The organism is Bacillus sp. IT-79MI2, assembly GCF_949768135.1.
GTDB lineage: Bacteria > Bacillota > Bacilli > Bacillales > Bacillaceae_G > Bacillus_A > Bacillus_A pseudomycoides.
The window spans coordinates 222,551-244,190 of sequence record NZ_CATKPV010000051.1 but is presented as its reverse complement, the minus strand read 5'-3'; the positions used below and the strand labels follow the sequence as shown (position 1 = coordinate 244,190).

General features: G+C 36.3%; 29 protein-coding genes and 1 riboswitch. Of the genes, 13 read left to right on the top strand and 16 right to left on the bottom strand.

Features of this window, described 5'->3' with window-relative positions; all coding sequences use genetic code 11:
• Window positions 1-121: 121 nt before the first annotated feature.
• From xerD to spoIIM, 4 genes are all read right to left on the bottom strand, one after another.
• A complete protein-coding gene (gene xerD, locus ACM6HU_RS08085) occupies window positions 122-1,012 on the bottom strand; it encodes a site-specific tyrosine recombinase XerD (protein ID WP_003208345.1) in 891 nt (296 codons plus the stop codon).
• A 6-nt stretch (window positions 1,013-1,018) separates the two neighbouring features.
• On the bottom strand, window positions 1,019-1,249 hold the full coding sequence (locus ACM6HU_RS08080) for a YqzK family protein (protein ID WP_016116176.1): 231 nt from the start codon (window positions 1,247-1,249) through the stop codon (window positions 1,019-1,021).
• A gap of 105 nt (window positions 1,250-1,354) precedes the next feature.
• Complete coding sequence (locus ACM6HU_RS08075) at window positions 1,355-1,810, bottom strand: Fur family transcriptional regulator (protein ID WP_000392653.1); 456 nt, start codon at window positions 1,808-1,810, stop codon at window positions 1,355-1,357.
• Window positions 1,811-1,917: 107 nt separating this feature from the next.
• The gene (spoIIM, locus tag ACM6HU_RS08070; protein ID WP_414848103.1) at window positions 1,918-2,565 is read right to left on the bottom strand and encodes a stage II sporulation protein M; all 648 of its coding nucleotides are present in this window, start codon (window positions 2,563-2,565) and stop codon (window positions 1,918-1,920) included.
• Between the two features lie 124 nt (window positions 2,566-2,689).
• Between spoIIM and ACM6HU_RS08065 the strand changes: the two genes are divergently transcribed.
• Window positions 2,690-3,241, top strand: coding sequence for a GNAT family N-acetyltransferase (locus tag ACM6HU_RS08065; protein ID WP_088093650.1), 552 nt, complete (start codon window positions 2,690-2,692; stop codon window positions 3,239-3,241).
• A gap of 22 nt (window positions 3,242-3,263) precedes the next feature.
• Here the strand turns inward: ACM6HU_RS08065 and ACM6HU_RS08060 are convergent, their stop codons facing one another.
• Entirely contained in the window at window positions 3,264-3,803 is a 540-nt protein-coding gene (locus tag ACM6HU_RS08060) for an NUDIX hydrolase (protein WP_016131947.1), read from the bottom strand.
• Window positions 3,804-3,877: 74 nt separating this feature from the next.
• Here ACM6HU_RS08060 and mciZ point away from each other — a divergent pair, with 74 nt between their 5' ends.
• Both mciZ and ACM6HU_RS08050 read left to right on the top strand, forming a co-directional pair.
• The gene (gene mciZ, locus ACM6HU_RS08055) at window positions 3,878-4,006 is read left to right on the top strand and encodes a Z-ring formation inhibitor MciZ (RefSeq protein ID WP_003200060.1); all 129 of its coding nucleotides are present in this window, start codon (window positions 3,878-3,880) and stop codon (window positions 4,004-4,006) included.
• Between the two features lie 53 nt (window positions 4,007-4,059).
• Entirely contained in the window at window positions 4,060-4,974 is a 915-nt protein-coding gene (locus ACM6HU_RS08050) for an aldo/keto reductase (RefSeq protein WP_088093651.1), read from the top strand.
• A gap of 29 nt (window positions 4,975-5,003) precedes the next feature.
• On the opposite strand, the gene ACM6HU_RS08045 is transcribed toward ACM6HU_RS08050, so the two are convergent.
• The 4 genes from ACM6HU_RS08045 to ACM6HU_RS08030 form a co-directional block, all read right to left on the bottom strand.
• Window positions 5,004-5,831 carry an aldo/keto reductase gene (locus ACM6HU_RS08045; protein ID WP_016116181.1) on the bottom strand — a complete coding sequence of 276 codons (828 nt, stop codon included), beginning with the start codon at window positions 5,829-5,831 and terminating at the stop codon, window positions 5,004-5,006.
• Window positions 5,832-5,983: 152 nt separating this feature from the next.
• Complete coding sequence (locus tag ACM6HU_RS08040) at window positions 5,984-6,487, bottom strand: DNA topology modulation protein (RefSeq protein ID WP_016116182.1); 504 nt, start codon at window positions 6,485-6,487, stop codon at window positions 5,984-5,986.
• A 33-nt stretch (window positions 6,488-6,520) separates the two neighbouring features.
• On the bottom strand, window positions 6,521-7,045 hold the full coding sequence (locus ACM6HU_RS08035; RefSeq protein WP_016116183.1) for a GrpB family protein: 525 nt from the start codon (window positions 7,043-7,045) through the stop codon (window positions 6,521-6,523).
• Between the two features lie 68 nt (window positions 7,046-7,113).
• A complete protein-coding gene (locus ACM6HU_RS08030) occupies window positions 7,114-7,380 on the bottom strand; it encodes a YqkE family protein (RefSeq protein ID WP_016116184.1) in 267 nt (88 codons plus the stop codon).
• Between the two features lie 231 nt (window positions 7,381-7,611).
• Between ACM6HU_RS08030 and ACM6HU_RS08025 the strand changes: the two genes are divergently transcribed.
• Together ACM6HU_RS08025 and ACM6HU_RS08020 are read left to right on the top strand one after the other, a co-directional pair.
• Window positions 7,612-9,201: a bifunctional metallophosphatase/5'-nucleotidase gene (locus ACM6HU_RS08025; RefSeq protein WP_088093652.1), complete on the top strand. Its 1,590-nt coding sequence runs from the start codon at window positions 7,612-7,614 to the stop codon at window positions 9,199-9,201.
• Between the two features lie 242 nt (window positions 9,202-9,443).
• A complete protein-coding gene (locus ACM6HU_RS08020; protein WP_016116186.1) occupies window positions 9,444-9,887 on the top strand; it encodes a ferritin-like domain-containing protein in 444 nt (147 codons plus the stop codon).
• Window positions 9,888-10,041: 154 nt separating this feature from the next.
• On the opposite strand, the gene ACM6HU_RS08015 is transcribed toward ACM6HU_RS08020, so the two are convergent.
• On the bottom strand, window positions 10,042-10,518 hold the full coding sequence (locus tag ACM6HU_RS08015; protein ID WP_016116187.1) for a ribbon-helix-helix domain-containing protein: 477 nt from the start codon (window positions 10,516-10,518) through the stop codon (window positions 10,042-10,044).
• A 133-nt stretch (window positions 10,519-10,651) separates the two neighbouring features.
• Here ACM6HU_RS08015 and ACM6HU_RS08010 point away from each other — a divergent pair, with 133 nt between their 5' ends.
• Both ACM6HU_RS08010 and ACM6HU_RS08005 read left to right on the top strand, forming a co-directional pair.
• Window positions 10,652-11,650, top strand: a complete 999-nt coding sequence (locus tag ACM6HU_RS08010; protein ID WP_016116188.1) for an alpha/beta fold hydrolase — start codon at window positions 10,652-10,654, stop codon at window positions 11,648-11,650.
• Window positions 11,651-11,782: 132 nt separating this feature from the next.
• Window positions 11,783-13,102, top strand: coding sequence for a Na+/H+ antiporter family protein (locus ACM6HU_RS08005; RefSeq protein WP_016116189.1), 1,320 nt, complete (start codon window positions 11,783-11,785; stop codon window positions 13,100-13,102).
• A gap of 27 nt (window positions 13,103-13,129) precedes the next feature.
• Here ACM6HU_RS08005 and ACM6HU_RS08000 read toward each other — a convergent pair whose 3' ends face one another.
• Together ACM6HU_RS08000 and ACM6HU_RS07995 are read right to left on the bottom strand one after the other, a co-directional pair.
• The gene (locus ACM6HU_RS08000) at window positions 13,130-14,068 is read right to left on the bottom strand and encodes a LacI family DNA-binding transcriptional regulator (protein WP_088093654.1); all 939 of its coding nucleotides are present in this window, start codon (window positions 14,066-14,068) and stop codon (window positions 13,130-13,132) included.
• A gap of 147 nt (window positions 14,069-14,215) precedes the next feature.
• The gene (locus ACM6HU_RS07995; protein WP_016116191.1) at window positions 14,216-14,695 is read right to left on the bottom strand and encodes a GNAT family N-acetyltransferase; all 480 of its coding nucleotides are present in this window, start codon (window positions 14,693-14,695) and stop codon (window positions 14,216-14,218) included.
• Between the two features lie 83 nt (window positions 14,696-14,778).
• On the opposite strand from ACM6HU_RS07995, the gene ACM6HU_RS07990 reads away from it, so the two are divergent.
• Entirely contained in the window at window positions 14,779-15,702 is a 924-nt protein-coding gene (locus ACM6HU_RS07990) for an alpha/beta hydrolase (RefSeq protein WP_018780820.1), read from the top strand.
• A gap of 15 nt (window positions 15,703-15,717) precedes the next feature.
• Here ACM6HU_RS07990 and ACM6HU_RS07985 read toward each other — a convergent pair whose 3' ends face one another.
• Window positions 15,718-15,963 (bottom strand): DUF2552 family protein, encoded by a 246-nt coding sequence (locus ACM6HU_RS07985; RefSeq protein WP_003200083.1) that lies wholly within the window; start codon window positions 15,961-15,963, stop codon window positions 15,718-15,720.
• A 141-nt stretch (window positions 15,964-16,104) separates the two neighbouring features.
• On the opposite strand from ACM6HU_RS07985, the gene ACM6HU_RS07980 reads away from it, so the two are divergent.
• Window positions 16,105-16,311 (top strand): CDGSH iron-sulfur domain-containing protein, encoded by a 207-nt coding sequence (locus ACM6HU_RS07980; RefSeq protein WP_016116194.1) that lies wholly within the window; start codon window positions 16,105-16,107, stop codon window positions 16,309-16,311.
• Window positions 16,312-16,349: 38 nt separating this feature from the next.
• Here ACM6HU_RS07980 and crcB (ACM6HU_RS07975) read toward each other — a convergent pair whose 3' ends face one another.
• On the bottom strand, window positions 16,350-16,703 hold the full coding sequence (gene crcB / locus ACM6HU_RS07975; protein WP_414848102.1) for a fluoride efflux transporter CrcB: 354 nt from the start codon (window positions 16,701-16,703) through the stop codon (window positions 16,350-16,352).
• A gap of 16 nt (window positions 16,704-16,719) precedes the next feature.
• Window positions 16,720-17,118 carry a fluoride efflux transporter CrcB gene (crcB, locus tag ACM6HU_RS07970; protein WP_016116196.1) on the bottom strand — a complete coding sequence of 133 codons (399 nt, stop codon included), beginning with the start codon at window positions 17,116-17,118 and terminating at the stop codon, window positions 16,720-16,722.
• 145 nt (window positions 17,119-17,263) lie between these two features.
• Window positions 17,264-17,407: riboswitch (FMN riboswitch) on the top strand.
• 308 nt (window positions 17,408-17,715) lie between these two features.
• On the opposite strand from crcB (ACM6HU_RS07970), the gene ribD reads away from it, so the two are divergent.
• The 4 genes from ribD to ribH are packed head-to-tail and all read left to right on the top strand — an operon-like array spanning window position 17,716 to window position 21,154.
• Entirely contained in the window at window positions 17,716-18,828 is a 1,113-nt protein-coding gene (ribD, locus tag ACM6HU_RS07965; protein WP_016116197.1) for a bifunctional diaminohydroxyphosphoribosylaminopyrimidine deaminase/5-amino-6-(5-phosphoribosylamino)uracil reductase RibD, read from the top strand.
• Window positions 18,810-19,454, top strand: a complete 645-nt coding sequence (gene ribE / locus ACM6HU_RS07960) for a riboflavin synthase (RefSeq protein WP_016116198.1) — start codon at window positions 18,810-18,812, stop codon at window positions 19,452-19,454. Before ribD ends, ribE begins: the two co-directional genes overlap by 19 nt.
• Before the next feature lie 12 nt (window positions 19,455-19,466).
• On the top strand, window positions 19,467-20,660 hold the full coding sequence (locus ACM6HU_RS07955; RefSeq protein ID WP_016116199.1) for a bifunctional 3,4-dihydroxy-2-butanone-4-phosphate synthase/GTP cyclohydrolase II: 1,194 nt from the start codon (window positions 19,467-19,469) through the stop codon (window positions 20,658-20,660).
• A 32-nt stretch (window positions 20,661-20,692) separates the two neighbouring features.
• Complete coding sequence (gene ribH, locus ACM6HU_RS07950) at window positions 20,693-21,154, top strand: 6,7-dimethyl-8-ribityllumazine synthase (protein ID WP_016116200.1); 462 nt, start codon at window positions 20,693-20,695, stop codon at window positions 21,152-21,154.
• A 32-nt stretch (window positions 21,155-21,186) separates the two neighbouring features.
• Here ribH and ACM6HU_RS07945 read toward each other — a convergent pair whose 3' ends face one another.
• Window positions 21,187-21,507: a hypothetical protein gene (locus ACM6HU_RS07945; RefSeq protein WP_016116201.1), complete on the bottom strand. Its 321-nt coding sequence runs from the start codon at window positions 21,505-21,507 to the stop codon at window positions 21,187-21,189.
• Window positions 21,508-21,640: the final 133 nt, after the last annotated feature.

Genomic DNA, 21,640 nt, shown 5'->3' with positions numbered 1-21,640 from the left:
TCTTTTTTCTACTTATTTTCCATTTTCAAAATGCATTCTATAATTACTAGAATACGAATCGTCAAAACTACCTCCCTCTTACACTCCCGCCCTATATTACAATAAAAAAAGAGCATAATCATTATGCTCTCGGGTGAAACTGTTTATATACATCTTTTAATCTAGCTTTTGAAACATGCGTATAAATTTGTGTTGTTGAAATATCTGCATGTCCCAGCATTTCTTGTACAGCACGCAAATCCGCTCCATTTTCCAATAAGTGTGTCGCAAACGAATGACGCAAAGTATGCGGCGTAAGCTCTTTTTCTATATTCGCTTCTTTTGCTAGTCGTTTTAAAATTTTCCAAAAACCTTGGCGTGATAAGCGGTTGCCATGATGGTTCAAAAAGAGTGCATCTACTGTTTTTTTGCCCATCAATTCTTTTCTTCCCTTTTCAATATAGCGCTGAATTGCTTCCGTTGCTAAGCTTCCAAGCGGAATGATTCTTTCTTTATTCCCTTTTCCGACGCAGCGAACAAATCCCATTGTCAAATGAACATCCTCTAAATTTAGTGCAATCAATTCGGAAACACGTAGTCCTGTTGCATACAATAACTCTAACATAGCCTTATCGCGAATACCGAATGCACTTGTCTCTTTTGGCGTTTGAAGCAATGCCTCTACTTCACTCACTGACAATACTTTCGGTAATTTCCGCTCACCTTGAGGTGTTTCAATATGTACAGATGGATCATGTTCTACCACTCGTTCACGAAGTAAAAACTGATGAAACGAACGAATAGAGGCAATGTGGCGTGCCAACGTTTTTGATGATTTTCCGTTCTCTTTTAAATACTGCAAAAAATTCACAATGTGTATCCTTGTCACTTCGTGAAATGTTTTGATTTGCTCGACATGTTGTAAATACTTCACATAACTTTTCAAATCACGCTCATAGGATACAACTGTATTTTTAGCTAACCCTTTTTCAACAATCATATAATGAATAAAATCTTTTAATTGATCTTCCAATCTACACTACTCCCCATTTTCATAGAAAAAAATCATTCTATTTACGAAAGCATCTTTTGCTGGTTCCTCATTCCCTGATACTTTTTCTACTGTCTCTTCTTTTGGTTTTTCATAACGATGATAACTTTCATATTCTTCATTTATCCATAGTATAGCGAAATAAAACAAAATCGTACAACCTGTAAATAATAAAAATACTTTCATCCCATCAAAAGTTAATTTTAAAGCTCGGCGCATTGTAAACTCCTCCAAAATATATGTTATTACAACATATGCCAAGCTTTCTGCGATTTATACCTAAATTCAAATAAAAAAACCTCTTCCTAGCTAGATAGGAAAAGGTTATTTTTCATCCGTTTCATTTTCTTGACAATTTTTACAAATCCCATGGAAAGTTAAACGATGGTCTTTTACCTTAAAGCTCCAGTCTCGTTCTACTTTTTTCTCCACTTCACCAAGTAAATCCTCTTGAATTTCTTGTACAGCACCGCATTGTGTACAAATTAAATGATGATGGAAACGCTGTGCACCTTCTTGACGTAAGTCATAGCGTGAAACACCGTCTCCGAAGTTAATTTTATCAACAACTTTTAACTCAGATAATAACTCTAAAGTTCGATAGACGGTTGCTAGTCCGATCTCTGGCGACTTTTCTTTTACAAGGAGGTAAACATCTTCTGCGCTTAAATGATCTTCTTCATTTTCTAGCAGCACACGAACCGTTGCTTCACGTTGTGGTGTTAACTTATAGCTCGCTGCATGCAATTGCTTCTTAATTCGTTCAATTCTCTCTTCCATTCGGTACTACTCCCTCCTCGCCACTCTTACACCATTATATCAGAAGAAGGGCTTCTGTCAAAAGAAAAAACAATCAAAATAACTTGATAATTATTCTCAAGTAGTATTTATTTTTTATTAATAGACTCCACGACTTCTTTCATTAAAACTGGTGAAGCATATGCTTCAATACTAGAGGCAATTGCTAATACCACTCCAATGATTAGAAAAAAGCAAGTGTAACGTATTAACATCGGCAATAGCGGCTCGCTGATTTTCCGAATAAATTGATGCCTAATCATACGTAAAGAAAAACTTGCAGCAACTGTCGTCATTACAAGAAACGCTGGAATGATAATTAAATTTTGTGGCAACACGGATACAAATGCTAATAACAATCCATCCCAACCGTGCTGACTCACTAAAAAACCTACTGTAAACCCAACAACTACCCCTTTTAAAAATAATAAAATAAAGATTAGTGGTAATCCAATAATTGAAATACCTAACAACCAAATAAATCCAATATATTTTAATTGTGAAAAGTAACTTTCTCGAAACATTTCACTCGCAATTGCAAATTCCCCTTTGGAAACTTGTCCAAAAAATCGGTTCAAATAAAAAGATAAATCTTGCTTTTGATTCACCTGCAAACTATTTACAAGAATTGCCCCAAATACTACTCCCATCAATAATAAAACGGAAACAAATATGTAAAACGAAGAATTCTCTTGGATATGAGAAATTACACGATTTTGCCAAGTTTTTCGTAACATTTTTCTTCCCTCCGTTCACACTCTTACTAAAATGTATGAAAGAAAGAAAAAAGTATGACGAATTAACATTGAAATTCCGCTCTACTTTGCTAAACTTAAAAGTAGAGAATAGGAGGGATTTTGCTTGAAACCATTATTATTAGATTTTCCAACATTATTTCAAACTGAGCGCCTGCAAGTACGCAAACCATTTCCAGGTGATGGAACAGAGGTGTATGAAGCAATTCAAACTTCTGTAGAAGACTTACAACCTTGGATGTCCATTACATCTGAAACAGAAGAAAGTGCTGAGGAAATAGTTCGAGAAGCTCACGGACAATTTTTACTTCGTGAAACATTAGCTTTTCACTTATATGATAAAGTATCTGGTACGTTTATTGGAGCTCTTACCCTTCATCCAGAAAACTGGGATATTCCGAAATTTTCACTTCGTTTCTGGTTACATAGCACTTATACAAAACAAGGTTATATGACAGAAGCAGTAAAAGGCGCTGTCCAGTTTGCTTTTGATAAACTTGGTGCGAGACGACTTGAAATTCGCTGTGATGCTACAAATGTAAATGCATGTACCTTAGCAGAACGTCTTGAATTTATTTTAGAAGGTACACTAGAAAACGACTTTCTTGCTCCAGACGGTAGCTTACGTGACACACGCGTATACGCCAAAATTAATTAAAACACTCGCCTTGGGCGAGTGTTTATTTTTGTAATTGCAAGTATTGCACAGCGAACATAGTCTTTGCATCATGGATACGTTGATTTTTCATAAGTTCAACTGCTTCTTCTAATGAAACTTCCATTAATTCCACAAACTCATCTTCATCTAAAGCTGCTTTATTTTCCTTTTTCTTCAATCCAATTGCTTTGTATACATATAGAATTTCATCCGCAAAACCAGGTGATGTATAGAAAGATGTAACAAATTCCATTTTGTCACATACATACCCTGTCTCTTCTTCTAATTCACGAACCGCTGTTACCTCTGGCTTTTCTCCAGGCTCTAATTTTCCAGCAGGAATTTCTACAATCTCTTTTTCTAATGCTTTACGGTACTGCTCAACAAGCACGATTTTCTTTTCATCTGTCACAGCAATTATAGCAACCGCACCAGGATGATTGACAATCTCACGTTTACTCACTTCTCCATTTGGCAATACTACATCATCAACACGAACTTTAATAACTTTCCCATCAAAAATCGGTTCGGTTGCAATCGTTCTCTCTGCAAGATTACTCACAATATTTCATCTCCCTATTCTATTTCCTAATTGTTCTTCATACATTTTACCACACTGAAAGGAGCGTGATAAAAATGAAAGTATATATTTTACCAAATCGTATCACGTTGGTCGGAAAGGCTTGGCAAATTCGGCATCAGCTAAAGCAGTACGGAAAAGAATATAAAACTGTAAAAGAATGGATTACCGCAAACAAAAAGTAAACATTTGTCAACCTTCTTCTGCTCTCGTACAATACAAGTAAGGAGGTTGGCCTATGAAAAAACGTCAATTAGGAAACTCAGATTTATATGTTACTGAAATGGGACTCGGTTGTATGTCCCTTGGCACCAACGAACATGAAGCGATCCACATCATCCATGAAGCAATGGATTTAGGAATTAATTTTTTTGATACAGCAGACTTATACAATTATGGATTAAATGAAGAATTTGTTGGAAAAGCTCTTAAGGGAAAACGCGATCAAATTGTTCTTACAACGAAAGTAGGAAACCGCTGGGTCGAGGAGAAAAACGGCTGGTCTTGGGACCCTTCTAAAGCTTATATAAAAGCAGAGGTAAAAGAAAGTTTACGCCGCCTGCGAACGGATTATATTGATTTATATCAACTTCACGGCGGGACAATCGAAGATCCTATCGATGAAACAATCGAAGCATTTGAAGAATTAAAACAAGAAGGTGTGATTCGTCATTACGGAATTTCTTCTATCCGTCCAAATGTCATTCGTGAATATGCAAAACGTTCTAATATCGTTAGTGTATTGATGGAATATAGTCTTTTAAATCGCCAGCCTGAAGAATGGTTTCCACTACTTCAGGAACATCAAATTAGCATCATTGCACGAGGACCACTTGCGAAAGGATTGTTAACTGATAACAATGAAAGAAAGATAGAAAAAGTAAAAGAAAAAGATTATCTTTCTTATTCTTATGATGAGTTAATAAAAACATTAACTACTGTAAAAGAAATTACAAAGGAACGTTCGTTAACTGAAACAGCTCTTCAATATTGTTTACATGACCCGATTGTGGCAGCTGTTATTCCTGGCGCTAGCTCCATCCAGCAACTACAAGAAAATGTACAAGCTAACAATCAATCTCCATTAACAACTGAAGAATATAAACAAATTCAAGCAGCTGTTAAATGCGATACATACACATTACACCGATAAAAAATGCTACCGTAATCGGTAGCATTTTTTTACATCGTATCGTATTTATCAGGATTTGTTCCAACATGTAAATTGCGATCAAGCGTATCAATTTGTTTGATTTCTTCTTCTGTTAATGAAAAATCAAAAATAGTAAAGTTCTCTTGAATACGCGATGGTGTAACAGATTTAGGGATTGTTACAATGCCACTTTGAATATCCCAGCGTAAAATAATTTGAGCAGGCGTTTTTTCATACTTTTTAGCAATTTCTTGAATAATCGGATGCTGAAATACTTCGCCGCCTCTCATTAACGGGCTCCATGCTTCCATTTGAATTTGTTCATTTTGACAAAAATCCCGTAATTCAAACTGTGCAAGCATCGGATGGAGCTCTACTTGGTTCACCATCGGCTTCACATTACAATTTGGCAACAACTGTTCTAAATGGTGCTGATGAAAATTTGAAACACCAATTGCACGTGCTTTTCCTTCTTCATATAATTTCTCAAGAGCACGATATGTATCTATGTATTTCCCTCTTATTGGCCAGTGAATCAAATATAAATCCACATAATCCATTTGTAATTCCTTCAAACTTTTGTCAAATGCTTGAAGTGTTGCTTCATAGCCTTGATCGTCATTCCATACTTTTGTCGTAATAAACAATTCTTCACGTGCGATCCCTGATTCACGAACCGCTTCTCCGACACCGCTTTCATTTTCATATACAGTCGCTGTATCAATAGAGCGATATCCAACTTCTAAAGCTGTTTTTACCGCTTGCTTTACCTCTTCTCCCTCTTTTGCTTTATATACACCTAAACCAAGCATCGGCATTTTCACGCCATTATGAAGTGTAGTTGTTGGAATATACATGATAGGCTGTTCCTCCTTCTTCTCTCCTGCGAATTCTATAGACAGGGTGCCGCTAAATTTTATAACCGTCACTTTATTTGAACAAGATTCTTGAAAAAAGTCAAAAAATATATACAGTTAACATAATAATTTTATTAAATAAGACTGTTATCTTATAGCTTTTGTAAAAACTCCTCTATTTCAGCTGAAGATTTGAAAATAACAATATTTTTCTCAGCAGATACAGCTTGTATTTTCCCCAAAATAGCAGGTCGTTTCACTTTTGGATACGTCCATACCCACTTCAAGAACTCAAAATCTAATTGTTCTTCACACCCTTCTCCCATATCAGGGCGCGTTTTATTATGATATTGTATCCTTCTTTTTATTACGCGATATAAACATTGTATTCTTGGTAAATCAATAAAGATAATGGTATCAGCTGCCTCTAATCGTATATCCATTGTAAATCCATAGTTTCCATCGATAATCCAAGCTTCCTGCGTTACTAATTCTTTTTGTACCTGTATTTGTTCTTCGCGACTTGCTAGCACCCAATCTTTTTTCCAATAGAGTGCATCAAGATGAGATACTGGAAGTTGTAGTATCTCCCCTAATCGCCGTGCAAAAGTTGATTTTCCAGCTCCCCCAGAACCAATAATCATAATCTTTCTCATCTCTTCTCTCCCCTTACAAAAAATAACGCAAGCTTACTCGCTTCCGTTATTTTTTCTCCACTCAAGTGCTTTCTCATCAATATTATGCACGAAGTCATTCTTTCCTTCTGTATATTGATCTCCATCATATGTAAACTTTTCTGCTAAATCTTTTTTCAATGCCGCATATACCTCTGCCTCTTCACAGTGTGCCATCATATAATCGCGAAATGCTAAATGACGTGTAATTTCCGGATTTCCTGTTTCGAAAACATGTAAATGATACGATCGTTTTCCTTCTGTTCCATGAATAAAAAAGCGACGACCCGGGATACCATTCTCACCTTTTACAATGTAGCCAAGTTGTTGAAAACATTCATTCCAATGATCTACGCTCTCAATGTTCTCTACTTCCATAATCATATCAACAATTGGCTTTGCTGCGAGTCCCGGTACTGATGTGCTACCAATGTGATGTAATTTCACATGTTCTGGCATCGCTGCTTTTAACCTCTGTGATTCTATTTGAAATTTCTCACCCCAATGGTTTTCATAAGGAACGACTACAATCTTTCTCATCCCAATTCTCCTTTTCTTATCAAATCGTTAAAAAATCATCAGGACAATTGCACTGATGATTTTTTATATTATTTAAAGTCTTTCCAAGTGAGATTACTTTCACTTAACAGTTCTTCAAACGATTTATTCTTTTCACGTTCCTTTTTCTCTTTACGCTTTCTTTCTTGTTCTTCTAGTTCTTTTTGCTCCGCTCTTACTTGTAATTCTTTCTTCTTACTTTTCAATTGATTCATTAACGATTCATTCAATTGATCACCAAGTGTAATGGAATCCTTCTTCTCTGGCTGATTCATTTGCGTTTGTCTTTGCATTTGTCTCTGTTTCTTTTTCTTCATACTGCTCACCTTTTACTTTTTTCTCCATTATAGGGGAAATACCTTACTCTCGACAATAAAAAAGACCATTCACTTTCGATTTCCCTATTATTTTTATTTTGTAAAGATGTAAAGAGCAAAATAAAAATTTATTAATTTTTATAATAAAAAGAATTTTTATAGCAATAACTCTCTTAATCTATTAAAATTATGTCGTATGATGTCAGATTATAAAAAAGGGAGAGAAAACTCATGTGGAAAAAAGTCATTCCTGCAGCTTTAGTATTAAGTACAATTACTTTTTCAAGTGTATTTGCTGCACCTCCATCTCAAGTACCAGCAGAACAAAATCGCTACATAGACGTACAAATGCTTGGTATTAACGACCTTCACGGTCAACTAGACACTGTAAAGAAAATTAACAACAAAGAAGCAGGGGGAGCTGAATACTTAGCTGCTTATTTACGTGATCGTGAAAAACAAAACCCAAATACACTTATGGTTCATGCTGGCGATATTGTCGGAGCAAGTCCTCCAGTTTCTGCATTATTGCAAGATGAACCTACAATTGAATTTTTAAATGATCTAGGTTTTGATGTTGGAACTATTGGAAATCATGAATTTGACGAAGGTATTAACGAAATGAATCGCCTTATTTACGGTGGGTATCACGAAAAAACAGGGAATTTTAAAGGAGCAAACTTCCCTTATGTTGCTGCAAATTTCTACAATAAATCAACTGGACGCTTATTTCTACCACCATTTACTGTAAAAATGGTACAAGGAGTTCCTGTCGGCTTTATCGGGGTTGTAACAACTGATGTTCCTAACGTTGTTATGCCTACTATGCTAAAAAATGTACAAATTACAGATGAAGTTGAAGCAATTAACACATCCGTAAAACAACTGAAAAAACTAGGTGTTAAATCGATCGTTGTTCTTGCACATAATGGAGGTACAACGGATGATAACGGCGTAACAAATGGCGATATCGTTCGCTTAGCAAATGAGACTGCTCCAGAAGTCGATGTCATTTTCGGCGGTCATAGTCACACTTATGTAAATGGAACCGTTAATAACAAACTTGTCGTACAAGCAAATTCTTATGGAATGGCTTTCGCTGATGTCGATGTAAAAATTGATCGTAAAACAAAAGATATTATTGAGAAAAAAGCAGAAGTTGTTACAACCTACCATGAAGGAATAAAACCTGACCAACAAGTGAAAAAGAAAATGGATCAGTATCAAGAAAAAATTGCTCCTCTTGTAAATCAGGTTGTTGGAAAATCTACCGCTCCAATGGATCGTAAACAAAATGCCGCGGGTGAATCCACTCTTGGAAATTTAATTGCTGATGTTCAGCGCTCGACCATGAATACTCAAATTGCCCTCATGAATCCTGGTGGTATTCGCAATGATCTAGATGCTGGCGATATTACATGGGGAGAATTATATGGCATTCAACCATTTGGGAATCAATTGATAAAAGTTAATTTAACTGGTCAAGACATTCGAGATATTTTAAATCAACAATGGCAAAAAGACATAACAAGAATGCTTCAAATTTCAGGTATTCAGTACACTTGGGATGCGAATAAACCAAATGGTGAAAAAGTTACAAATATCCACTTAACAAACGGAGAAGAGTTAGTTGCCTCTAAAACTTACAGCGTCGTTGCAAATGCCTTTCTAGCTTCAGGCGGTGATGGATTTGTATCCTTTAAAAATGGAAAAGATGCCGAAACAGGACCAACTGATTTCGAAGCGTTAGTGGATTATGTAAAACAAGTAAAAGAACCGATTCAACCTATTATTGATGGGAGAATTCAAAAAGTTAATTAACTTTTCTTTTAAATAAATTTATAAAAAAGAGAGAAACTATATTATTAAATTATGATTTTCCAAAAATTAATCTTTATGATAAGAACCCTGTATTCCATTAGAATACAGGGCTTTTTATTGATCTCTATGGAGAAAGGACATGCAATAAAAATTCACTTTCCCCTAAATAACCTTTTAAAGGATATGCACTCAGTATATTGATTTCTCGTAGGATATATGAGCAGAAACTGGGAGGCGAACGTATGTATTCTTATTCAAATGATTACAATTTGATATACAGACAAAACGACAAGCTAATTCATGACATTGAAAATGCAATTAACGGAGAGTATAGTGCAATAAATTGCTATGCTAAATTAGCTAATTTAGCTCCACAAGATAATGAACGCAATCAAATACTCGAAATCCGACAAGACGAAATAAAACATTTCCAGCAATTTGTACAAATTTATATTCATTTAACCGGTAAACAACCTCAGCCAAAAATTATTGAACAATGTCCAGATTCTTATGTGAATGGATTAGAATACGCGCTACAAGATGAGCAACGAACAGTCGATTTTTACTTAAAAATTGCAGATGATACTACAGATCAATATATTAAAGAGACATTTCGTAGAACAGCAGCAGATGAACAAAATCACGCCGTTTGGTTCCTATATTATTTTTTAAAAGCTAAAAAATAATAATTGTTTTATACAAAGCAAATGCCTAATCCATGAAGATTTTCTCATCCCCACCTAACTCCTTTACTTTCACTAAAAACTCTAACTATCCACAAATAGCTAGATAAAAATACAGAGGATACATGCTCTTACATTGAACATAGTATCCTTTCTTTCATTTATCCTGATACATTTCATCAGCTTCTTCATATTTCCGCAAAAATTCTATCAACGCTTCTTCTACAATTCTAGATTTATGAATACCTGTTGCATCCGATACAACGTCTAGTTTCTCTAAAATTTCCGTACATATAGAAAAAGTACGTTTTTTCTTCTCATTACTTTTGACTATTTTGGGGATAATAAGTTCCTCTCGTTTTCGCAGTAATTCATAAATTTTTTGCAATTGTTCATAAATCAAAACCTGATAATCTGTTTTTACATATTGAAGCGCAGTAGCTTCTTGAAGATATAAATGGCGGGGCTCTTCTCCCTCTCCAATGAATATTCGTTTCTGCTGTTCACCATCATATTCATATCCAAGCACTCTTAACTTTTTCGACAATGCATATGGGCTCATGTCGAGGCGTTTCGCAATAATAGCAAGTGGTTCACGTTTGTTTAAGCAATCTATAATTTCTCCAACCGTCACTTCCTTCCCCCTCTCCCTGAGCTCTCATAGTTGAAATACAGTCGGCATGTTATGATACAATAATTTCTTAATAGTATATGCAAAATCGTACACCCTTGCGATACATACCATTAGAGAAAAGGAGGTTTTTTATATGCTGTTTCGTAGCCACACTCCACAGTTTTACAACGAATTTAAGAATCCAACTCCAAATAGCGTCGCTACGATAGAAAGCGTGACGATTAACAATCATCAGCAATCTCTACTCATTCGTGGTCAAGACGTAAATCAGCCTATTTTATTATGCTGTCATGGCGGTCCTGGTATGGCGCAAATTGGGTTCATTCGCCATTTTCAAGAAGACTTAGAAAAGCACTTTATTGTTGTCAATTGGGATCAACGCGGAGCTGGAAAATCCTTTTCTTGGCGGGATATAAAAGCACCTTTCACAATTGAACAATTTGTTTTAGATGCACTTGAAGTAATAAAATATCTTCTTTCTCGCTTCAAAAAACAAAAACTATTTCTCGCTGGACATTCTTGGGGAAGTATTATCGGTCTACAAATCGCAAATCAATATCCAGAATACATCGAAGCCTACATTGGCATCGGTCAGATTGTGCATATGAAGCAAAACGAAGAATTGCTCTATCAGCATTTAATTCATTCTGCAAAAAAACATGGACACGAGCGGGCATTGACCTCTCTAACAAAACTAGGAAAACCTCCTTTTCTAGATATGCGGCGTCTTATCATTCAAAGGAAGTGGCTCGGTACATTTGGAGGAGCAGTTCAAAACGGGACTTCGTTTTCTTTCATTCGTAAAGGGATATTTTCTTCAGAATATACATCGCTAGATTGGGTGAGATTTCTCGCAGGAAATATGAAATCTGGGGCATTATGGGAAGAAATGCTGACAGTAGATTTCTTTTCTTCAATCTCAAAACTTTCCGTACCTGTTTATTTTTGTTCTGGTCGTTTCGACTATCAAACACCTTATGCACTCGTTCAACAATATTGCGATACAATTCAAGCACCCATCAAAAAAATGATTTGGTTCCCAAACTCTGCTCATTCACCAAATTTAGAAGAACCTAAACTGTTTGCAAAGTCTTTATGCTCTATTAAACAAGAGCTATCTTTTCCACACTAGTAATCGTTATACCTTTTACATTTCACAGAAAACATTTTATAATTACATGTCGCAACTTTACTCAAGTTAGTAAGCATTTCTATCCAGAATAAGCTGCACAAACAGAAAAAGATCAGGGAGATTACATTTATTATGAACGCTGTACTCATCGCAGTAGCAGTGATGCTACTGCTTAGTTTATTACGTGTCCAAGTCATTGTCGCTATTATCATCGGTGCCTTAACAGGTGGACTAATTGGTGGACTTGGAATTTCAGAAACAATTCATACTTTTACTACGGGTCTTGGAAACAGTGCTCCAATCGCTTTAAGTTACGCCATGCTCGGAGGTTTTGCTATTTCTCTTTCCAAAACAGGTCTGCCCGACGCTATGATTCATACTGCACTGAACTTAGTTGGTAACGAAAAAGACACACAAAAGCAAACATATTCAAAAATACTCATTTTGTTTATTATTTTGGCAATGGCTTGTTTTTCACAAAATGTTATTCCGGTTCATATTGCTTTTATCCCTATTCTAATTCCAGCGCTTTTAAAAGTACTAAATGAACTGAAAGTGGACCGCCGGCTTGTTACATGTATTATTACATTCGGATTAATCACTCCTTACATGTGGGTTCCAGCTGGATTTGGAAAAATTTATCACGATGTACTACAAACAAATGCACAGCAAAGCGGACTTACATTTGATGTAGCGCTCATCCCAAAAGCAATGACAATTCCAGCAATAGGAATGATTATCGGCCTATGTATCGCTGTTTTCATTACATATCGTAAACCGCGTACTTATCACACCGAACCTATTCATGCCGCATCTGATGAAGCCGCTCCTTATACAAAAAGAAGCATTTCCTTTGGGTTATTGTCTATTATCGCAACACTAAGTGTGCAGCTAGCAACAGAATCCATGATTTTTGGCGCACTAGCTGGAATCATTGTATTATCCGTTAGTGGTAGCCTTCCTTTAAAAGAAGCTGATGCTATTTTAACAAGTGGTATGCGAATGATGTCATTTATCGGTTTCGTCATGATTTCTGCCGCTGGATTCGGAGCAGTTCTTCGGAAAACAGGGCATGTTGAATCACTTGTTCAGACAAGCGTCAATTTAATTGGAAACAACAAACCGCTCGCTGCCTTTCTTATGCTTGTTATCGGTCTGCTCGTTACGATGGGAATCGGTTCTTCCTTTTCTACCATTCCGATTTTAACAACCATCTTCGTCCCGCTATGTATCCAACTTGGGTTTAGCCCGATGGCAACCATCGCTATTATCGGTACAGCTGGTGCATTAGGTGATGCTGGTTCTCCAGCATCTGATAGTACACTAGGACCTACCTCAGGTTTAAATGCTGATGGCAGGCATCATCATATATGGGATACGTGTGTCCCAACTTTTCTTCACTACAATATTCCGTTACTTATATTCGGCTTTATTGCTGCTATAACATTATAAAAAAGGTGCGTTTACTAGACGCACCTTTTACTTTGTAGATTCTCGTTCGATTAATATAAACTCTTGCTTCACTTCCTCAAGTTTTACTTGTTCCTTTTTCATTTTTCCTACCAATCTTTGTACAGCTAATACTCCTTGCTTTTCAAAAGAACTTCCAATTGTTGTCAAAGATGGTGTAACCCATTCACCTTGTAAACTTCCCTTAAAACCAATGACTTGTAAATGATTCGGTATATGGAGATCAAGAGCATTCGCCGCGCGAATTGTAGCAATTGCAATCGCATCGCTAGCAGCTACTATACCATCTATATAAGGATGCTTCCGTAATAATTCAGCAATTTGACTTTCCTCATCTTGTCCCTTTATTTTTTCTTCTCGATAAGCAATTCCTTCATCCCAAACAGCATCTAAAAAACCAGCAGTGTGCCCTTCCATTGCTTCGTCTTCTATCTTGTCCCCAATATAAGCAAGAAAATGACAACCTTTTTCTTTCAATACAGTAACGGCCTTTCTACCACTTTCATAATATGTAGAAATAGATGCTGCCTCTGTTCCGCCCTCAAGTACAACAAATGGAAGGGAAAGTTGCTTCATATGCTCAAATACATCTTTCGTCATAATAACGCCAGCAATATTATTTTGCATTAATATATCTATATATCCTATTTTATTTTCTGCATTACAAATAACAATTTGATATCCTTCTTTATATGCAGCCTCTTCTACTGAACGAAGTAATGTTATATAGGATGGATCTTCTAAATTTGATACTAATATAGCAATCATTGTCGAAGATTTTTTAAATAATGCCTTCGCTACAGCATTTGGTTTATACTGTAGTTCTTCAATTGCTTGTTTTACTTGTTTTACTGTATCCTCATGAACATACCCTTTTTCATTAATGACTCGTGAAACGGTTGCGACTGAAACACCGGCCAATTTTGCAACATCACGTATGGTTGCCACATCGTCACCCCTTAATATGGTAATAGCTTACAATTTAAACCTAAAACAAAGTAGGGCATTCGTCAAGAGTATTATTTTATATTTCTGAAAATTGTTACACAAAATACTTCTTACATTTTCCATCTTCAACATATATAAAGATGGATTTTATAAATTCATTTTTTCTAGTTGAATTTCATGTAAAATCGCGATGTTATCATAGCCAATAAGCGGAATTTCTCGCTTTATCTTCCTCGCTTCCTTGACCGCATCAATATATAAATTCGTCATCACAAAACCACGTTTCTGATAAAAACGAAGTGCGTTTGTATTATCGTTTGTTGTAATAAGCCACACCTTTTTACAACATTGTTTTTTTGCAATATCAATTACGTACTCTACAAGCTTAGTTCCAATTCCCTTGTTCTTCTTAAAGCTATCTAAAGAAACAATCTCACAATCATTTTCTTTTATTTCATATGTAATAATTCCTATTATTCTGTTATCCTCAATTGCAATAAAACCAGGCAATTGATCTAACTGATGTGCTCTTTCACGTGAAACCATCAACGTGCTTCCCCAATTTTCATGCATAAAAAGTGCAATTGTTTCTCTCATTTCCACTGTGATTTTTTGTATTCGAATCATGTCCCACTCTCTCCCCTTTTTACATCATTATGATACAATATAAGTGTATCATATGCAGAGATATTTGGAGGATGAGGTAAGATATGAAACGTTTTTTCACAGCATTGCTAACCATAATAGGAGCATTAATTGGTATCGGTATTTTCTTTACCAATAAAGTAATGTATTTAAAGAAAAAAACAGAGGAAGAAATTTTAGAACGTGAAACAAAAAAACACTTTCGCTTAGAGGATTTTAACGCCATTCCAAAAGAAGAGGTTCGTATCCCGTCTCAATTTAAATACGATCTTCACGGCTACTACATTTCTGCAGGCAATTCTAATAAATTTATGATTTTTTGCCACGGTGTAACCGTAAATAAAATAAACTCTGTCAAATATGCAAATTTATTTTTAAACAGAGGCTACAATGTATTTATTTATGATCATCGTCGCCATGGTAAAACAGGTGGTAAAACGACAAGTTATGGCTATTACGAAAAATATGATTTAAAGACGGTAGTTGACTGGCTCAAAGACCGTTTTGGTACAAATATTATACTTGGTGTTCATGGAGAATCAATGGGAGCAGCGACATTGCTACAATACGCAGGTATGGTGGAAGACGGTGCTGATTTTTACATTGCAGATTGTCCATTTTCTGACTTCTACGAACAATTACACCATCGCTTAAAAGTCGAGTTTCATTTACCAAAATGGCCACTACTACCATTGGCAAATGCCGTTTTAAAAGTACGAGACGGTTATACAATACGTGAAGTTTCTCCTATCGATTGTGTGAAAAACATAAATAATCCAGTCCTTTTTATTCATAGTAAAGACGATGACTATATTTTATGTGATATGACAAAAGCCCTTTATGAAGCAAAAGAAAATAATAAACAGCTCTTTATTGCAGAACACGGTGCACACGCTTGCTCTTATAACGAAAATAAACAAGAGTATGAGGATGCCGTTGATCAATTCTTAGAAACATATGTAAAAGAAACAAAAAACAGGCTTGCATAAGCCTGTTTTTTCATGTTACTGCGCTAAAACATCTGTAACTTGTTCCATATTTTCAGAAATCCATTTTACCGCTTCATCAAGCGTTTGAAATTCTGTCGTTTGAAATGTTACCTCATCTTGCAAAAGCCACACATCTTTTGCTTCTTGTCCCACACCTGCAATCGACCAATGAAGTAAGCTATATGGATGATTATCATTTAAAAATGATGCCCAAGTGCGCTCATTTGCAATATTTTGTAATGTACGTAATTGTTTATTCATGTTTCGTCACCTTACTGTATTTCAGTTATAAACGTTATTATAACATTCTCTGCCCCTACACACAAAGAACTGTTTTCTTATTGTCAAGTGCTTCCTACAATTATATGATGAACATAAGCGTTTGAGAGGAGGGGAATAACGTTGGTAAAAGTTCAAATTAAAGTAAATGATAATGGTTCATTTCGCATTACAGGGGATGTGGAATTAATCGACTCACAAGGGAATGCTTTCCCGGCAAAACCTGCATTTTCTTTATGTCGCTGTGGCTTATCAAAAAATATGCCTTATTGCGACGCTTCGCATAAAGGAAAATTTGAATCTGTTGTTCGAGCACCAAAGGGAGAATAATGATATAAGAAGCACGCGCAATGACTTGCGCGCGCTTCTTATATATGCCCTATATAAAAACCTAAAAATGCCCAAAAAATGCCTAGCATATAACTCATTATTAAATACAATACAGCCTTTTGTCCTTCTCGCTTATGTATCAATTGAACAATTTCAAGCTTAAATGTTGAAAAAGTAGTAAATGCTCCCATAAATCCTGTTCCGCATAATAATAGCCATGTACTACTCACCTCGGCTCCATACAATAAACCTAGTAAAAATGAGCCTAATATATTTACAAATAGTGTTCCATATGGAAACAAGCTTCCGTACTTTTCTTTCATTGCATTACTAATAGAAAATCTAGCAATTGCTCCGAAAAAACCACCGATTCCTACAAGCAAAATATTCATAGTGCTCCTTCTTTCTTCATGCTTCTTTCTTCATGCTTTTTTCATATAATGCATTTCCAAGATAAAACCCAAATAAAGAAAAGAGCAATCCTCCAACTACACTTGTACTCACATAATAAAATGCCATAAGAAACGCTTCATGCTGCATGAATTTCAACGTCTCTACGTTAAATGTTGAAAAAGTGGTAAAAGAACCAATCATTCCTGTTCCAATGCTACTCATTATCACTTGTGAAACATGTTTCATACGAAACAAATACATCGTTAAAAATGCCAATAAAAAACTACCAATCATATTCGCTGACCATGTTGCCAGCGGAAAAGAATCAACTGAATGAATACCAACCCATTGTCCTAATTCGTACCGTGCTAAAGCTCCAACAATACCACCGATTCCTACTGCAATATATTTCATATTTCCACCTCATTTATGTATGTATTGAAGTCTTTCCCATACTAGTATAACAAAGTTTATTTCACCCTTCATTTTCATACAATTCTTCACATTCAAATATTTTTTACTATCCTTTTTTCTTTTTTGTGCTATAATGTGAGCAAACAGCATCCTTCGGGGTCGGGTGAAATTCCCAACCGGCGGTGATGAAGTGCACACTTCTAAGTCCGTGACCCGTTTCCAACTCGGAAACGGTGGATCTAGTGAAAATCTAGGGCCGACAGTATAGTCTGGATGGGAGAAGGATATGTTTTCTAGTGCTTATATAGCGAATACACTTTTATTTTGGCGTACGCATTTTTACTGATTCGTTTTGAATCACTGTATATGTTTTATTTCATATACCTATTTTTCTATGCTGAAATAAAAAGATACGACTAGCGTATAAAAAATTGATAGTTTGCTAGGCTTTTTTCTCGTGCAAAAATATCAATTATCGTTAGGCTTCTTTCCTATACTCTCGTATTCGAACTATATTTCTAGAAATCACGTCTCCCAAACCCCAAGGATACTATTATCCTTGGGGTTTTTTGATTTTTCTTAGGAGAGGTGAAAAGAATGACAGACCAAGAATATATGAGGATTGCCTTGCAATTAGCACAAAATACTGCAGGTCAAACAAGTCCAAATCCAATGGTCGGTGCTGTTGTTGTAAAAGATGGAAACATCGTTGGAATGGGAGCTCATCTGCGCGCAGGCGAAGAACACGCTGAAGTTCACGCTCTTCGCATAGCCGGTGATAAAGCAAACGGCTCCACTGTATATGTAACGTTAGAGCCGTGTAGTCACTTTGGGAAAACTCCACCGTGCTGCGATCTACTTATTGAAAAAAAGGTGAAACGTGTTGTAATTGCCACACTTGATTGCAATCCGCTCGTTTCAGGTAACGGTGCAAAACGTTTGCAAAAAGCTGGTATTAGCGTAACTACTGGTGTTCTCGAAGAAGAAGCCACCGCATTAAACCGGTACTTTTTCCACTATATGAAAACGAAACTGCCGTTTGTAACAATAAAAACAGCGATGAGTTTAGATGGAAAAATAGCAACTACTACCGGGGAAAGCAAATGGATTACAGGTGAAGTTGCTCGCACAGATGTCCATCAATATCGTCATACGCACGATGCCATCCTTATCGGAGTGAATACTGTCATAGCTGATAATCCATCTTTAACAACACGCCTTCCAAACGGCGGCAAGCATCCGATTCGTATTATTTTAGATACACATTTACGAACTCCGCTATCCTCTCGTGTCATTACAGACGAGATGGCACCAACATGGATTATTGTTGGAAAAGATGTAAATAAAGAAAAAATAGCGGGCTACGAATCTCAGGCGGTATCTGTACTTCAAATGAAGACGAGCCAAATTGAAATACGCGACCTTCTCCTCCTTCTCGGTCAGAAACAAATCCTTTCACTCTTTGTTGAAGGTGGACAATCGGTACACGCGAGCTTTTTAGAAACAAAGTGTTTCAATGAAATTGTGACCTATATAAGTCCAAAATTAATCGGCGGAAAAGATGCTCCAACTATGTTTGGTGGCACCGGCTTTATAAAATTGCAAGATGCAATTTCCTTGCAAATTCAAGAGATGAAACAAATTGGTGATGATATAAAAATCGTTGCTAGTGTGCGAAATGAGGTGCCTGCATGTTTACAGGAATTGTAGAAGAACTTGGAACTGTTTCGAATATCAGGCAAAGCGGAGAAGCGATGAAGCTAACAATTGCAGCAAACACAATCTTGTCAGACGTAAAACTAGGAGACAGTATTGCTGTAAATGGGATCTGTTTAACCGTCACTTCTTTTACAGCGTCTTCTTTTACTGTTGATGCGATGCCTGAAACGGTGCGAGCGACATCACTACGTATGCTCGGCACCAGTTCTAAAGTAAATTTAGAACGAGCAATGGCTGCAAACGGACGCTTTGGTGGACATTTCGTCACAGGGCATATCGATGGAATTGGAACCATTTTAAATAAAAAACAGCACTACAATGCTATATATTACAAAATTGGAATTCCAGATGATTTACTCCGTTATTGTTTACAAAAAGGGTCCATTGCTGTTGATGGCACAAGTTTAACAATATTTGATATAGATGAATCTTCCATTACAATCTCGCTCATTCCACATACAGTAAGCGAATCCATCATTGGTAAAAAAGCGGCGGGGGATATTGTGAATATTGAATGTGACATGATTGGAAAATATATCGAACGTTTTATTTCAAAGCCAACAAAGCGAAGCACTTCAGTTACAGAAAGCTTTTTACAAGAAAACGGATTTCTATAAGGAGGAAGCACAATGTTTCATCGTATTGAAGAAGCACTAGAAGATTTAAAACAAGGAAAAGTCGTCATCGTATGTGATGATGAAAGCCGTGAAAACGAAGGAGATTTCATCGCTTTAGCAGAGAACATTACACCAGAAACAATTAATTTTATGATTACACATGGCCGTGGCCTTGTCTGTGTACCGATTACAGAACAATATGCGGAACGCTTACAGTTAGAGCCTATGGTTTCTCATAATACAGATTCTCATCATACTGCGTTTACAGTAAGCGTTGACCATATTTCTACAACAACAGGTATTAGTGCTTACGAACGTGCAACGACTGTGCGCGAATTATTAAATCCGGATTCAAAAGGAACAGATTTTAATCGTCCGGGTCATATCTTTCCTTTAATCGCCAAAGAAGGTGGAGTCCTGCGCCGCGCTGGGCATACAGAGGCAGCTGTTGATTTAGCAAAATTATGTGGCGCAGAACCAGCTGGAGTTATTTGTGAAATTATAAAAGAAGACGGCACGATGGCACGTGTTCCTGATTTAGTACAAGTTGCAAAACAATTTAATATAAAAATGATTACAATTGAAGATTTAATCGCCTATCGCCGCCATCATGAAACACTTGTAACAAGGGAGATTGAAATTACATTACCGACAGATTTCGGTACATTTCATGCAATCGGTTATTCCAACTCACTGGATCAGAAAGAACATATCGCTCTCGTAAAAGGAGACATTTCTACTGGTGAACCTGTTCTCGTTCGTGTGCATTCTGAATGTTTAACTGGCGATGTTTTCGGTTCATGCCGCTGTGACTGTGGTCCACAGCTTCATGCTGCTCTTTCTCAAATTGAACGAGAAGGAAAAGGTGTTCTTCTTTATATGCGCCAAGAAGGCCGCGGGATTGGCTTGCTGAATAAGCTCCGTGCATACAAATTACAAGAAGAAGGATTAGATACTGTTGAGGCAAATGAAAAACTAGGATTTCCTGCCGATCTTCGCGATTACGGCATTGGTGCCCAAATCTTAAAAGATCTAGGGTTACAGCAATTGCGTTTATTAACGAATAATCCAAGAAAAATCGCAGGTTTGCAAGGTTATGATTTAGAAGTTGTCGAACGCGTACCATTGCAAATGCCAACAAAAGAAGAAAACAAAACATATTTACAAACAAAGGTAGAAAAATTAGGTCACCTATTAAACTTATAATCTATTAATTATAATTAAAGGAGAGATATATTATGGTATTCGAAGGTCATTTAGTTGGTACAGGATTAAAAGTAGGGATTGTTGTTGGACGTTTCAATGAATTTATTACGAGCAAACTACTAGGCGGTGCACTAGACGGTTTAAAACGACATGGTGTACAAGAAAATGATATTGATGTTGCATGGGTTCCAGGCGCATTTGAAATCCCATTAATTGCAAAGAAAATGGCAAACAGCGGCAAATACGATGCTGTCATTACACTAGGTACAGTCATTCGCGGTGCTACAACTCATTATGATTATGTTTGTAATGAAGTTGCAAAAGGTGTTGCCTCTTTATCATTACAAACAGACATTCCAGTTATTTTCGGCGTATTAACGACTGAAACAATTGAACAAGCAATTGAACGTGCTGGCACAAAAGCTGGCAACAAAGGATATGAATCCGCAGTTGCTGCTATTGAAATGGCTCATTTATCAAAACAATGGGCATAAAAAAAGAGGCTTTCGCCTCTTTTTTCTTCTATTTATTTTTCCACTTTTTTCCGCACATCTTTTATCAATTCAGCCATCGTTTTTCCTTCTGTCTTAATACGAAGATTTTGAGCTGTTTTCCAGACATTTTCTCGCTTCTTTTCTTCCTCTACAATATGTAGCTCTTTTCTTACTTCTTTTAGATCTTTCCCTTCAGTTTCAATACCAAAATGCTCAGCTTTTGTTCGAAAATGCTGTTCGATTCTTTGCTGCATTTCTTTCTGTTCCGGATTTCCAGCTGCCTTAACAGGGTCAGTACTTATTGCCTTTAATAAAATAAGAAAAGTCATAATAGCTAATATATATTTGTGCATGTGAAATCCTCCAACCCGAGATAAATTACACCTTTACTATGTACAATTACAGGATGGAAAATTCGTCCACACAATTAATTTTTTTCACTAAAATCCGCTTATCCGAAGGCTTGAAGGTACTTTATTACATTTT

Bases quoted from the DNA above. Each gene is read 5' to 3' on its own strand.
- ACM6HU_RS08080 (WP_016116176.1), bottom strand. From the start codon at position 1,249: ATGCGCCGAGCTTTAAAATTAACTTTTGATGGGATGAAAGTATTTTTA.
- ACM6HU_RS07945 (WP_016116201.1), bottom strand. From the start codon at position 21,507: ATGCACAAATATATATTAGCTATTATGACTTTTCTTATTTTATTAAAG.
- crcB (WP_016116196.1), bottom strand. From the start codon at position 17,118: ATGAAATATATTGCAGTAGGAATCGGTGGTATTGTTGGAGCTTTAGCA.
- ACM6HU_RS08035 (WP_016116183.1), bottom strand. From the start codon at position 7,045: ATGAGAAAGATTGTAGTCGTTCCTTATGAAAACCATTGGGGTGAGAAA.
- crcB (WP_414848102.1), bottom strand. From the start codon at position 16,703: ATGAATATTTTGCTTGTAGGAATCGGTGGTTTTTTCGGAGCAATTGCT.
- ACM6HU_RS08075 (WP_000392653.1), bottom strand. From the start codon at position 1,810: ATGGAAGAGAGAATTGAACGAATTAAGAAGCAATTGCATGCAGCGAGC.
- ACM6HU_RS08005 (WP_016116189.1), top strand. From the start codon at position 11,783: ATGAACGCTGTACTCATCGCAGTAGCAGTGATGCTACTGCTTAGTTTA.
- ribD (WP_016116197.1), top strand. From the start codon at position 17,716: ATGACAGACCAAGAATATATGAGGATTGCCTTGCAATTAGCACAAAAT.
- ACM6HU_RS07995 (WP_016116191.1), bottom strand. From the start codon at position 14,695: ATGATTCGAATACAAAAAATCACAGTGGAAATGAGAGAAACAATTGCA.
- ACM6HU_RS07955 (WP_016116199.1), top strand. From the start codon at position 19,467: ATGTTTCATCGTATTGAAGAAGCACTAGAAGATTTAAAACAAGGAAAA.
- ACM6HU_RS08045 (WP_016116181.1), bottom strand. From the start codon at position 5,831: ATGTATATTCCAACAACTACACTTCATAATGGCGTGAAAATGCCGATG.
- ACM6HU_RS08030 (WP_016116184.1), bottom strand. From the start codon at position 7,380: ATGAAGAAAAAGAAACAGAGACAAATGCAAAGACAAACGCAAATGAAT.
- ribE (WP_016116198.1), top strand. From the start codon at position 18,810: ATGTTTACAGGAATTGTAGAAGAACTTGGAACTGTTTCGAATATCAGG.
- ACM6HU_RS07985 (WP_003200083.1), bottom strand. From the start codon at position 15,963: ATGAATAAACAATTACGTACATTACAAAATATTGCAAATGAGCGCACT.
- ribH (WP_016116200.1), top strand. From the start codon at position 20,693: ATGGTATTCGAAGGTCATTTAGTTGGTACAGGATTAAAAGTAGGGATT.
- mciZ (WP_003200060.1), top strand. From the start codon at position 3,878: ATGAAAGTATATATTTTACCAAATCGTATCACGTTGGTCGGAAAGGCT.
- ACM6HU_RS08010 (WP_016116188.1), top strand. From the start codon at position 10,652: ATGCTGTTTCGTAGCCACACTCCACAGTTTTACAACGAATTTAAGAAT.
- ACM6HU_RS08025 (WP_088093652.1), top strand. From the start codon at position 7,612: ATGTGGAAAAAAGTCATTCCTGCAGCTTTAGTATTAAGTACAATTACT.
- ACM6HU_RS07990 (WP_018780820.1), top strand. From the start codon at position 14,779: ATGAAACGTTTTTTCACAGCATTGCTAACCATAATAGGAGCATTAATT.
- ACM6HU_RS08020 (WP_016116186.1), top strand. From the start codon at position 9,444: ATGTATTCTTATTCAAATGATTACAATTTGATATACAGACAAAACGAC.
- ACM6HU_RS08050 (WP_088093651.1), top strand. From the start codon at position 4,060: ATGAAAAAACGTCAATTAGGAAACTCAGATTTATATGTTACTGAAATG.
- ACM6HU_RS08040 (WP_016116182.1), bottom strand. From the start codon at position 6,487: ATGAGAAAGATTATGATTATTGGTTCTGGGGGAGCTGGAAAATCAACT.
- spoIIM (WP_414848103.1), bottom strand. From the start codon at position 2,565: ATGTTACGAAAAACTTGGCAAAATCGTGTAATTTCTCATATCCAAGAG.